Here is an 11655-nt window from a genome sequence, read left to right on the forward strand (position 1 = left end):
GGGAAAAATAAGAACTTGAAAAGGAAAGGTAAATTTGTTTTATCCTTGTGAAATTCACTCCTAAGCTACAAAACTCTTATCTGTTAAAATTTATTTATTATAGAATTTTGAACTTTGGCCGATATAGATAAAGTCGTAAAAAATCCAGAAAAATGGAGTTTTCTACAGGAGGAGTGAAGGAACAATGAAGAAACACGATGCAGGAACAACAGGAACTAGGCAAGCACAGGGGACAAAGCGAGGTCATTCCTTAAGCGGAAGAATTTCTTTGAGCTTAGGTATTATCATGCTTTTCTTATTTGCTTTGATGACCGCTTTTATTTTAACAGTGGCCAGTGCAGCATTTAACAAGAAAAATGAGCAAAACATGAATGCTCTTTCAAACTTAAATGCGGGCAGAGTGAACAAAATCACAATAAATACCAGTAATACCATGAAGTCTTTGGCAGACAGCTTCGTAAATTTTCATAAAGAAGATGGCGAAGATTCTGCTCTTAGCGGAAAGAGCAAGCTGGAAGAAGCTACCGGAGCATTGACGGTTTCGGAGGCTGAGGAAGAGTATTACTTGATGAAAACCATGCAGAGCTTTGCAAAAAACAATTTGGGAATTGTGAGCCAGGCATTGCTCTTGGAGCCGGATGCATTTTCCAAGGAAAACAGCAATTACTCTCTTCGTTATGATACCGACGGAGACAAGTTCTCCATGGTGCCTTACGAGGTTTATGGTACACAGGATTTTTATAAGCAGGCACAGGAGAGCAAGACAGCTTCCGCAACTCTTCCTACGGAAAATCCGGATACCGGTAAGGGAAGCTTCTATATGACCGTTCCCATTCTGGACGGAGATCGTTTTTTGGGCATCGTAACCACAGAGATTTCCACAGAGGTTTTCAACGAGTTGGATATGAGTACACTTGGTTATGAAAATGTGTTCTTTGATGTTTTAGATAACCAAAACAACTTCGTTTACAGTAATAATCCGGATGCGAAGGGAAAGAACTTAGGAGACTTAATCGGTCAGAAATATAACGATATGCTGGTGGAAAAGATGCAGAGTAAAGAAGCATTTTTCCAAAGAGATGGCCAGGTTCGTTACTATGTACCTTTGCAAATCGAGGGTGTAGATTGGTGGGTGCAGACCGCTATGACGATTCCTCATTTTGATCAGGAGAAAAATCAGCTTTTATTTGCTTTGATTTTGTCCGAGGTCATCATCTTTATTTTGGTTCAGGTCATTAACTTTGTGCGGATTTCCAATGCCTTAAAGCCATTAAAGAAGATCAGCGAGGTCGGAAAAGAAGTGGCAGGCGGAAACTTTGATGTGGAAATTCATTATCCCCATAAGGATGAAATCGGAGAGCTTTCTCGCAGTATTTCCGAAGTAATCGGAAGAAGTAAGAAGATTGTATTTGACCTTAGAGACCGTTTGGATGCTATGGCAGGCGGAAACTTTACCGAAAATCTTGAAAGCGAAGAGTATGTAGGAGATTATGCACCGCTTCTGGAAAGCTTAAAGCATATTCAAGAGGATATGAACAGAACCTTACAGGAGGTTCACGCTTCTTCCGTACAGGTATTAAGCAGTGCAGAGCAGGTAAATACCGGAGCGCAAAGCCTGTCTCAGGGTGCTACGGAGCAGGCTTCCTCCATCGAGGAGCTGTCTGCCAATATGCAGGATATTTCTCAATCCATTCAGGCTTCTACAAAGACTGCAGGAGATGCTTACAAGCTCCAGGGAGAAGCAGGAGTTGCGGTTCTTCAGTCCAATGAGAAGATGGAAGAAATGCGTAAGGCCATGGACGATATTACCGCAAAGTCCAATGAAATCAGTAAAATCATTAAGACCATTGATGACATTGCCTTCCAGACCAATATTCTTTCCTTAAATGCGGCTATCGAAGCGGCAAGAGCAGGAGCAGCCGGAAAGGGCTTTGCCGTGGTGGCGGATGAAGTAGGAAACCTTGCCCAGAAATCCGCAAAGGCGGCACAGAATACCGGTTTACTCATTGAAGAAACCATTGAAGCTGTGGAAAAGGGTGCAAAAATCACCGAAGAAACTGCAGAATCCTTAAATTCCGTTTCCAAGAGTACGGAAGAGGTAAACACCTTGATCGAGAAGATTTCTGCCGCATCCAGCAAGGATTTGGAGGGTATCACTTCCTTAAATCAGGGCTTACAGCAGATTTCTTCCGTGGTACAGGCAAATTCCGCAACAGCAGAACAGAGTGCGGCAGCCTCCGAAGAGCTTACCGGTCAGGCCAATAAGATGAATGAATTGGTGGAGCGCTTCCAGTTGAAGGAAGAGTAAGAAACAAAAGCTAAAACAAAAGCTAAGATAAAAGCTAAGAAAATAGCTAAAATAAAAGCAAAATAACAGCTTAAACATTAAGAAACAGCCTTTATGGATATGGGCCTGAAAAAGGGAAATCCGAAGCCGATTTCAGCCCTGAATTCCATAGAGGCTTTTTTGTATTTTTAAAGTCCAAAATTCATAGACATTTTTTTTCCCTATGGTAAGATAGAAAACGTAATTTTATAAAGAAACGGTCAAGAGCTTAGGAGGAAAAAATGAATAAAGAGATTGAAACGAAGGCAATAAACAGTATCCGTATTCTTTCTGCAGATGGAATCCAAAAGGCGAATTCAGGACACCCCGGATTACCCTTGGGGGCGGCTCCCATGGCATATACCCTTTGGGCGAAACACCTTCATTTTCATCCTGAGCATCCGGAATGGGATAACAGAGATCGCTTCGTTTTATCCGCAGGGCATGGTTCCATGATGCTCTACTCTTTATTACATCTTTTTTCCTTTGGGCTAAGTAAGGAAGATTTAATGCAGTTCCGTCAATTGGGTTCTCTTACCCCCGGACATCCGGAATATGGTCATACCAAGGGAATCGATGCCACTACCGGTCCCTTAGGGGCAGGTCTTGCTATGGCGGTAGGTATGGCTATGGCGGAAAGTCATTTGGCGGCAGAGTTTAATAAAGAAGATTTAAAGCTGGTAGACCACAGAACCTATGCTCTCTGTGGAGACGGTTGTCTGATGGAGGGAATTTCCTCCGAGGCTCTTTCCCTTGCCGGAACCTTGAAGCTGGATAAATTGACCATCTTGTATGATTCCAACAAGATTTCTATTGAGGGCAATACGGACATTGCTTTTACGGAAAATGTGGAACAGCGTATGCAGGCCTTCGGTTTCAAGACCTTGACGGTTGAGGACGGTAATGATATCGAGGCGATTTCCAAGGCTATTGAAACCGCCAAGGAAGACTGTTCTGCCCCCTATTTTATTACCATTAAAACCCAAATCGGTTATGGCGTTCCTAAGAAGATGGGAAGTGCTTCCGCCCATGGAGAACCCTTGGGAGAGGAAAATATTAAAGAGATGCGGAAGTTCCTAAACTGGGAAGAGGAAGAGCCCTTCCTTGTACCAAAGGAGGTTTATGCCCACTATGATGCTTTGGTAGAGGAAAAGAAGACTTCCTACAGTGCCTGGGAGGAGTTAAGAGCAAAGTATGAGAAGGCCTACCCGGAGTGCTATGCCAAGTATTGTGCTTATCATAATCCGGGAAGTGCAGCCGCTCTTTTACAGGAGGAAAAGCTTTGGACAGCAGTGGAGAAGCCGGAAGCAACCCGTTCTTCCTCCGGAGAAGTGATTCAGATTTTAAAGGATTTGGTGCCGAATCTTTTCGGCGGTTCTGCAGACCTTGCCCCTTCCACAAAGACAGAAATGAAGGGAGAGGGATTTTATTCTCCGGAAAATCCTCTTGGAAAAAATATCCATTTCGGTGTAAGAGAGCTGGCTATGGCAGGCATTGCCAACGGAATTCTTCTGCATGGAGGACTTCGTTCCTATGTGGCGACCTTCTTCGTCTTCAGTGATTATGTAAAGCCTATGGCAAGACTGGCAGCCCTTATGGGATTACCCCAGATCTATGTATTAACCCATGACAGTATCGGTGTAGGAGAGGATGGACCTACCCATGAGCCAATTGAACAGCTGGCTATGCTGCGTTCCACTCCGAATTTCCGGGTGTTCCGTCCCTGTGACAGACAGGAGACTGCGGCGGCTTGGTTCTCCGCATTGTCCAGCACGGATTGTCCTACAGCTATTGTTCTAAGCAGACAGAATCTTCCTCAGTATTGTAAGGATGGAAGAGATGCTTTGAAGGGCGCCTATATTCTTTCCGGAGGAGAAGAGGAGCCTGAGTTAATCCTTATGGCCACCGGTTCTGAAGTAGAGCTGGCAGAAGAGGCAGCTAAGGTACTTCGCGGAGAAGGAAGAGCGGTTCGCGTAGTTTCCATGCCTTCCTTAGAAGTATTTGCTCTGCAAAGTCCGGAATATCAGGAGAAGGTATTACCCAAGTCTTGTAGAAAGCGTATTTCCATCGAGGCTCTTTCCACCTTCGGTTGGGGCAAATATGTAGGCTTTGAAGGAAAGAGTATCGGTCTGGATCGCTTCGGCGCCTCCGGTCCTGCCAAGTCCCTTTTCCAGGAATTTGGATTTACGGTAGAAAGAGTTGTGGAAGAGGCAAAGAGCTTATAAATTTTCTGTTCAAGGAGGAAAGAAATGAAATTTTATATTGATACAGCGAATGTAGCGGAAATTCGAGAAGCCTATGATATGGGAATCATTGCCGGTGTAACCACTAATCCTTCTCTCATTGCCAAGGAAGGTCGGGACTATCAGGAAACCTTGAAGGAAATTGCTTCCTTTATGGATGGCCCCATCTCCGGAGAAGTACGGGCGGACAGTGACACCGCAGAGAAGATGATTGCGGAGGGACGGGAGATTGCCGCCTTGTCCAAAAATATGGTGGTAAAGATTCCTATGACAGCAGAAGGTTTAAAGGCTGTAAAGGTGCTTTCCCAGGAGGGAATCAAGACCAATGTAACCTTGATTTTCTCTGCAAACCAGGCGCTTTTGGCAGCCAGAGCGGGAGCAAGCTATGTTTCTCCTTTCTTGGGAAGACTGGATGATATTTCCTCCGACGGTCTTATTCTGATTCAGGATATTATGGATGTTTTCAGCCAGTATCCGGAGCTGGAAACAGAAGTGATTTGCGCTTCCGTAAGACACCCGATTCATGTTTTGGAATGTGCAAAGACCGGGGCGGATATCGCTACTGTGCCCTTTAAGGTTTTAATGCAAATGATTTCCCATCCTCTGACAGATCAGGGAATTGAAAAATTTAAGGCAGATTATGCGAAGGCATTTCCAACGAGATATCGCACGCTTGCGAGCGACACTCGTTATAAATAAAGAATTGACATCTTTTTCACAGCACAGTATAGTAAAAAATGCTGTGAAAGATGACAATTTATGAGGGGACTATGGAAAAAAAAGGAATATCCCAGGCGGTAATACAACGTTTACCCAGATATTATCGTTACCTAGAGGATTTAATGGATCAAAAAATTGATCGTATCTCTTCTTCGGAACTATCCAAAAGAATGCATTTGACTGCTTCCCAGATTCGACAGGATTTGAATAACTTCGGCGGATTTGGACAGCAGGGCTACGGTTATAATGTGAAGAATCTTCATGAGGAAATCGGGAAGATTCTAAATATCGATCGAGAGCATCCTATGATTATCGTAGGGGCCGGACATTTGGGCATTGCCTTGGCCAATTATACGAATTTTCGTAAAAGGGGCTTTGTCCTTCGAGGAATTTTCGACTCCAACCCCAAGCTTTGGGGAGAGAAGGTAGGAGATTTAAAGATTGCGCCTATGGAGGAGATTGAGTCGGTGGTAAAGCAGTACCACATCCGCTTGGCTGCTATATGTATCCCTAAGGATGTGGCTGTACCGGTGGCGGAGAAATTAATTTCTTACGGCATTGACGGTCTCTGGAATTTTGCCCATGTGGATTTGGAAGTACCGGAGCATGTGGTGACGGAAAATGTTCATTTGTCAGAAAGTCTTATGCGCCTGTCCTACCGTGTCTTCGAGGAGCGTTCATGATTTTGGGAATCGGCTGCGATATATTGGAAATTGCCCGTTTAGAAAAATTAGTAAAAAACAATTATACCCATAGGGTATTCACAGAAGAAGAACGCCGGCAAAGTGAGGGAAAGCTCTCTCGCTTAGCCGGTGATTTTAGTGTAAAAGAAGCGGTATCCAAATGCTTCGGCACCGGTGTCAGAAGCTTTTCTCTTTTGGATATTGAAGTGCTTAGAGACAGTCTGGGGAAACCCTATGTGAAGCTCTACGGCGGCGCGGAAAAGATTTTTCTGGAAATGGGAGGAAAGTCCCTTCATGTCAGTATCAGTAATACCGGAGATCTGGTAATGGCTTATGCGCTTATGGAAGGAGAAGGCTTTTAGATAATGCAACGAGAGTTTGATACATGCTAAAAGATAGAATGAGATTTTGATAACTTCCAAAAGATATGATGAGATATACAATCGAAAAGATATGATGGAATTCTGATAAAATCGAAAAGATATGATGAGAGTCTGATGAATTCTATAACTGCGGTAAAAATCTTACAAAAGAGGAACAGGATGGCTTCAAAATGAAAATTTATATTCCTAAACGAAATCCGGCTTCCCATAAGGGCTCCTATGGAAAATGTCTGATAATTGCGGGAGCGGAGGGAATGGCCGGAGCAGCTTATTTTGCGGCTCTGTCCGCCTATCGTACCGGTACCGGGCTGGTGAAGCTGTGCAGTGCAAAGCAAAATTGCGGTATTTTACAAAGCTTAATTCCGGAAGCCATTATTCTGTCTTTTCCGAAGGGAAAGGAGAATTTCCAAGAATTGGAAAAGGCGATAGAATGGGCGGATTTTCTGCTGCTTGGTCCGGGAATGGGCACAGGGAAAGAGGCAGAAGATCTATTGCGTTTGGTTTTGGATAAGGGAAGGGCTCCTTTATTGATTGATGCGGACGGACTCAATCTTCTTTCTCGGAATTCTGATTTGCAAGCTTTGGCAAAATCCTATGGAAGGAAATCTCTTTTATTTTTAACCCCTCATCTTATGGAGTTTTCCAGACTTTCCGGGAAAAGCCTTACAGAAATCGAAAATCGCGGAGGAGAAATTGCAAAATCCTTTGGAAAAGAGTACCATTGTATCTTGTTGTTAAAGTCTCACGATACCATGGTGATTTCTCCTGATGGGGGGCTTGTCTATCAAAGGAAGAGAAGCTGTGCCGCCCTAAGCAAGGGAGGCTCCGGAGATGTATTTGCCGGAAGTATAGCCGGAATTTATCTGATATTAGAGGAAGAAGCTAAGCGGAAAGCAAAGGCTGATTTATCTCAGACTGCATTTTCTTTAGAGGGCTCTAATGAGAAAAACTCTGATGTGGTAAAAGAAGATAGTTCTGTAATGCCAATAGAGCAAGGATGTAAAGCGGCGATTTTGTCCTGTGAGGCGCAGATTTTAGCCGGAGAGCTGGCTGCCAAGGAATGGGGAGAACATGGAGTCCTGGCTGAAAACATTGCTAATGCCATGGGTAAGGCTCTGAATCGTTTGGAAGAGCAGGGATGCTCAATAGACCAAAGCTAAAACAGGGAAGACAAAGAGTGAATCAAGAAATCTGACAAACTAAGAAGAAGTAAATAAGACGGTAAAAGAAGACGGTAAAAGAAGGTAAAGCAAGAAATGTGTTTGGGAAGAGAAAGCTACGGCAGAACCTATGCGGTAGTGGAGTTAAGTTATTTACAGGATAATATCAAGGCAGTGAAATCCCATCTTCGGAAGGGAATGCAGTTTTGTGCCGTAGTGAAAATGGATGCCTATGGTCACGGAATCGTGGAGGTAGCCAGAGCCGTAGAGGAAGAATGTGCTCTCTTTGGGGTAGCTACCATTGAAGAAGGAATTATATTACGAAAGGGAGGAATTACAACCCCCATATTAATTTTGGGAGTGGTTCCCAAGGGGCAGTACAGAAGTCTTTGGCACTATGATATTATGCCCTCTCTGTTTACCAGAGAGCAGGGAGAAGCTCTCTCCGCTATTTCCCAAAAGGAGGGAAAGAGTCTGCCCTGTCATTTGGCTTTGGACACCGGAATGGGAAGAATCGGCATTCAGGTAGAGAAAGAGGGCGCTGTAGAGCTGGGACTGGAACTTTTCTCCCTGACCGGAATTGAAATCTGCGGTATTTTTTCTCATTTTGCCTGCTGTGACGATAGGGATAAGTCTTATACGGAGATGCAGGAAAGGCGTTTTGCAGACTATCTTAAGGCTTTGGAGGAGAGGGGAATCAAGCTTCCCCTCTGTCATCTTTCCAACTCTGCGGGAATTTTAGAGGGACGGGGAGTACAGTACGATATGGTGCGGGACGGCATTGCAATGTATGGGCTTTATCCCTCCAAGGACATGGAAAGAAAGCTACCCTTGAAACAGGTTCTCTCCTGGAAGGCTAAAATCAGTCATATTAAAGAAGTTCCGTCAGGAGAAGCCATTTCCTACGGTGCAAGCTTTGTCACCCGGGAACCCATGCGGGTGGCCACTGTGCCGGTGGGCTATGGAGACGGGTATCCCAGAGTTCTTTCCAATAAGGCGAAGGTTTTAGTAGGAGGAAAGCCTTGTCCCATTCTTGGCAGAGTTTGCATGGATCAGTTTATGATTGATGTAAGTCATACAGAGGCGGAAGTCTTTCAGGAGGTTACCCTTCTGGGACAGGAGGGAGAGGAAGAGATTTCTCTTTATGATTGGGAAGAATGGGGCGTTTTTTCCTATGAATTCCTCTGTAACTTGGGAAATCGAGTACCCAGAGTATACAAAATGAAGGGAAAATGGGTGGGAACCTATGATCCCTTGTCTTCCTTACATATTGAGGAGTATCAGGAGGAAGAAGGCTAAACCGCAGAAGAAGCCTAAAGTGCTGAAGAAGCCACTTTAGCTTTTATGCGGATGGAAATATAACTAGAACTAAAGGAATTAAAAATAAATTCAGAGGCCCCAAGGCAAGGGAAGGACTTGTTTTTTGGAAAAAAACTTGCATAGAAGGGGAAGACTGGCTAATATAGAAAAATATTATAGAAAGTAGGAGATAAGCATGTCAGGACATTCAAAATACTCAAACATTAAAGCAAAGAAAGAGAAAAATGATGCCGCAAAGGGAAAGATTTTTACCATTATCGGTCATGAAATCGCCTTAGCCGTAAAGCAGGGAGGAGCAGATCCTGCCAGCAACTCCAAATTAAAGGATGTCATTGCCAAAGCGAAGGCTAACAATATGCCCAACGATACCATTCAGAACGGTATTAAGCGTGCAGCAGGTGCCTTGGATACGGTGAACTTTGAAGAGCTGCAGTACGAGGGCTACGGGGTGAACGGAGTAGCCATTATCGTTAAGGTGTTGACTGATAATAAGAACCGTTCCGCAGCGGATGTTCGTTCCGCTTTCACTAAGGGAAAGGGAAGTCTGGGAAGTCAGGGATCCGTATCTTTCCTTTTTGAGGAAAAGGGACAGATTATTCTGGATAAGGAAGAAATGGAAGACTTAGGTCACGATGCGGAAGCCTTGATGGATATGGCGATTATGGCAGGTGCCGAGGATTTACTGGAAAGAGATGATTACTATGAGATTCTCACCGATCCCAGCGAGTTTTCCTCCGTGCGAGAAAAGCTGGAGCAGGAGAACCTGCCTATGGCGGAAGCCGATGTGGTTATGATTCCGGGAAATACCGTTTCCGTAACCGATGAAGAAGCGGTAAAGAACTTAAGAAAGACTCTGGACCTTTTGGACGCATCCGATGATGTGCAGAACGTTTACACGAACTGGGAAGAGGAATAGGTCTGACTTTCTGGTAAAGGGCAGAAGAAAAAGAGAATATAGAGCTGGAAACAATTTTCTATTTCATACAGTATAGGTCTGGAATGGGGGCAATCTGAGCCCGCCGGTACTTGCGAAAAACGAAGGAACTGCAGTTTTTCGCTTAGTATCCGTTGCAGGGCGAGGTTAGCGGGAGCGTGCCCCAATTCCAGACCTATACTGTTATGAAATGCTTAAAATTCATCTTCTCTTTTTCTTCTTTGAAACTTTACCAGGGGAAGTCTTTGATTTCTTCCAGCTTAAGCTTTGGGCTTACCAGTATAGAGTAATTCTGGTGATAAATAACAAAGCCGGGGGCGGCTCCGGGGACCTTTTTTAGGTTCTTCTTCTGGGTATAATCCACCTCTACCTTTTGGCTGCTGCCTTCCGAAGAGAAGTAGGCGGCCAGCTCTGCGGCTTCTTCAAAGAGTCGATCGGGAAGCTCTTCCAAATCCTTTCCCTCTGTTTTTGCTATTACATGGGAGCCGGGAATATTTTTTCCATGGAACCAAAAGTCTTTTCCTTCTGCAATCTGGAAGCTGAGGATTTCGTTTTGTTGGTTATTTTTTCCCACATAGAGAAGATAGCCGTCTGAAGAACGGAAAAGTCTCGGCTTGGACTGGTCTTCCTTTCGCTGTTTTTTCTTCTTTCCGCTGACTTTTTTGATATAGCCAAAGTCTCCCATTTCCACCCTTATGGCATCCAGATCCCCTGCGCTTTCCGCAAGCTGTATGCTGTTCATAATGGACTGGAGGTGGTAGAGCGTTTTTTTGCTTTCCGCTACCTGCTCTAAAAGATTTTGCTCCGTCCTCTTGGCCTTATCATATTTTTCAAAATACTTCTTGGCATTATCCATAGGAGAAAGGGTAGGATCCAAGGGGATTTTTTCTTCCTTTCCCGTATAGTAATTTTCGCATATAAGCTCTTTTTCTCCTCCGGTTAGGCTATAGCCGTAGGTGGTTAAGAGTTCTCCGTAGATTCTGAATTTATCTTTTTTCTCCGTATCTTTTAGTTGCTTTTCTTGAAGTGCCAGCTTTTTATTACAGCGCTCCAAGAGGGTATGGCACTGCTTCTTTAAGTCTGTGGATTTCTGCCGTACTCTGTCGTCCCTTTCCTTATTTCCGTAGTATTGAAGGAGGAGGGCAGAGGGAGAGGAAATGTATTCTTCGGAAAATGCCGGATTGCCCTTGTATTGTTGAACCGGGAGAGCGGAAAAATCAAAGGCCTTTTCCCCTTCATACAAAATGACCGGATGAAAATCCTTTTCCTGAACTATTTTCCGAAAGGCTAAAATGGCTTCCTTAACCTGCATCCCTTCCTCCAAAGATAAGGTATTGGAGATTTTATCGATAGGGAGACCGGCATCAAGACAAAGCTCTCTTGCCAGCAAAGGGCTAAGTCCGGAAAAGCTTTGGAAGAGGCATTCCCATAAGGGGAGGGCATCTTTCTCCAAGAGAGTATCCAGTTCCTCCATAGGAAAGGATAAAATATTTTCCTTATGGAAGGCATCCGGAATGAAATATTCCCTTCCGGGAAGCACTTCTCTCACGGAGGACTGACTCAGGGAGATTCTCTTTATGGCGTCTAGAATCGTATAATCCTCTTTCAGTAAAATGATGTTGGAATACTTCCCCATGATTTCTACAGCCAAATGCTTAATGCCTACATCCCCCAGCTCATCTCTATGGGAAATATCCAAAAAGAGCACGCGCTCCAGCCCTTCCTCCGTAAGCTTTAGAGAAGCCTGTCGAATGCTTTGAATGATGCCGTTTCCGATATGCTTCCGAAGGGACATACAAAAGATGGGGGCGGTGATCGGCGCGGTTTTTCCTTCATTTGCCAAATATAGAAGGGGGAAGGAGGGGTTGGCAGAGAGGTGGAGAATC

The 11655-nt window shown here is 44.4% G+C and carries 9 protein-coding genes; 8 read left to right on the forward strand and 1 reads right to left on the reverse strand.

Translation table 11 applies throughout. The features are described from left to right. Window positions 1–184 precede the first annotated feature (184 nt). The 8 genes from RDQ32_RS09655 to RDQ32_RS09690 all read left to right on the forward strand — a co-directional run bounded on the left by RDQ32_RS09655 (window position 185) and on the right by RDQ32_RS09690 (window position 9751). Window positions 185–2308 carry a methyl-accepting chemotaxis protein gene (locus tag RDQ32_RS09655; RefSeq protein WP_308580264.1) on the forward strand — a complete coding sequence of 708 codons (2124 nt, stop codon included), beginning with the start codon at window positions 185–187 and terminating at the stop codon, window positions 2306–2308. Between the two features lie 260 nt (window positions 2309–2568). Further along, window positions 2569–4551 carry a transketolase gene (gene tkt, locus RDQ32_RS09660; RefSeq protein WP_308580265.1) on the forward strand — a complete coding sequence of 661 codons (1983 nt, stop codon included), beginning with the start codon at window positions 2569–2571 and terminating at the stop codon, window positions 4549–4551. 24 nt (window positions 4552–4575) lie between these two features. After that, window positions 4576–5268 carry a fructose-6-phosphate aldolase gene (gene fsa / locus RDQ32_RS09665; protein ID WP_308580267.1) on the forward strand — a complete coding sequence of 231 codons (693 nt, stop codon included), beginning with the start codon at window positions 4576–4578 and terminating at the stop codon, window positions 5266–5268. Between the two features lie 71 nt (window positions 5269–5339). Next, complete coding sequence (locus tag RDQ32_RS09670; protein WP_308580269.1) at window positions 5340–5972, forward strand: redox-sensing transcriptional repressor Rex; 633 nt, start codon at window positions 5340–5342, stop codon at window positions 5970–5972. After that, window positions 5969–6334: a holo-ACP synthase gene (gene acpS / locus RDQ32_RS09675; protein ID WP_308580270.1), complete on the forward strand. Its 366-nt coding sequence runs from the start codon at window positions 5969–5971 to the stop codon at window positions 6332–6334. Before RDQ32_RS09670 ends, acpS begins: the two co-directional genes overlap by 4 nt. Window positions 6335–6525: 191 nt before the next feature. Next, the gene (locus tag RDQ32_RS09680) at window positions 6526–7515 is read left to right on the forward strand and encodes an NAD(P)H-hydrate dehydratase (protein ID WP_308580272.1); all 990 of its coding nucleotides are present in this window, start codon (window positions 6526–6528) and stop codon (window positions 7513–7515) included. Window positions 7516–7611: 96 nt separating this feature from the next. Beyond that, the gene (gene alr / locus RDQ32_RS09685; RefSeq protein ID WP_308580274.1) at window positions 7612–8814 is read left to right on the forward strand and encodes an alanine racemase; all 1203 of its coding nucleotides are present in this window, start codon (window positions 7612–7614) and stop codon (window positions 8812–8814) included. A 196-nt stretch (window positions 8815–9010) separates the two neighbouring features. Continuing rightward, window positions 9011–9751 (forward strand): YebC/PmpR family DNA-binding transcriptional regulator, encoded by a 741-nt coding sequence (locus RDQ32_RS09690; protein WP_308580276.1) that lies wholly within the window; start codon window positions 9011–9013, stop codon window positions 9749–9751. A 247-nt stretch (window positions 9752–9998) separates the two neighbouring features. On the opposite strand, the gene RDQ32_RS09695 is transcribed toward RDQ32_RS09690, so the two are convergent. Continuing rightward, window positions 9999–11655: NFACT RNA binding domain-containing protein (locus RDQ32_RS09695; RefSeq protein ID WP_308580277.1), on the reverse strand; the 1657-nt coding region annotated here is incomplete at its 5' end.

Origin of the sequence: uncultured Oribacterium sp., assembly GCF_902481605.1 — a bacterium.
In the GTDB taxonomy this organism is placed as follows: domain Bacteria; phylum Bacillota; class Clostridia; order Lachnospirales; family Lachnospiraceae; genus Oribacterium; species Oribacterium sinus.